We start from the raw sequence: 739 nt of genomic DNA on the forward strand, positions 1-739 counted from the left end.
ACTTTCTGCACGGGCCTGAAAAATATTTGAAGAAAGTGCTTTACGAACCCGAAAAGCTCTGACATAATTTCAGCTTCTTTGGGCGGTTAGCTCAGCGGTAGAGCACTGCCTTCACACGGCAGGGGTCACTGGTTCGATCCCAGTACCGCCCACCAAAGAATTCAAGGGCCTGCGTCTCACGACGCAGGCCCTTTTCGTTTTGCGGCCGCGTTTCTGCGGCCCGTCTCCGTTCTGCGGCCCCTCTCCCCTGCCCGCCTCCTTGCGTTCGCGGACAAGTTCGACGTGCGACAACGCTTCGACCACATGCAATCGAAGCGTCGCGACGGCTGACTACCCTGCCCGCCCGACCCGTTCCGCGGTCGCATCGAACGCGCGCTTCGCCTTGTCGACCATCTCGTCGACCTCCGCCTCCCGGATCACGAGCGGCGGCGACAGCAGCATCCGGTCGCCGGTCGCGCGCATGATCAGGTTACCGTTGAAGCAGAAGTCGCGGCAGATCGTACCGATGTCGACGCCGGCGTCGAAACGCTCGCGCCGCGCGCGATCGCGGGCAAGCTGAACGCCCGCGACCAGCCCTGTCCCCGCGATTTCGCCGACGATCGGATGCTCGCCGAGCGCTTCCCGCAGCCGACGCTGGAAATACGGCCCGATGTCGTGCTTCACGCGCTCGACGATCCCCTCGTCGCGCAGCAGCTTCAGGTTCGCGACCGCGACGGCGGCTGCGACCGGATGGCCCGAA

Annotated in this window: 1 protein-coding gene and 1 tRNA gene; one reads left to right on the top strand and one right to left on the bottom strand. The window is 64.1% G+C overall.

Annotated elements, in window-relative coordinates:
• Nucleotides 1–80 precede the first annotated feature (80 nt).
• A tRNA-Val gene (locus U5771_RS35230) sits at nt 81–155 on the top strand.
• A gap of 175 nt (nt 156–330) precedes the next feature.
• Here the strand turns inward: U5771_RS35230 and U5771_RS35235 are convergent.
• Nucleotides 331–739, bottom strand: a 409-nt coding sequence (locus U5771_RS35235) for an aminotransferase class III-fold pyridoxal phosphate-dependent enzyme (RefSeq protein ID WP_322028191.1), incomplete at its 5' end; no start/stop codon positions are given.

This window comes from Burkholderia sp. BCC1977 (assembly GCF_905339595.1).
Classification (GTDB): domain Bacteria; phylum Pseudomonadota; class Gammaproteobacteria; order Burkholderiales; family Burkholderiaceae; genus Burkholderia.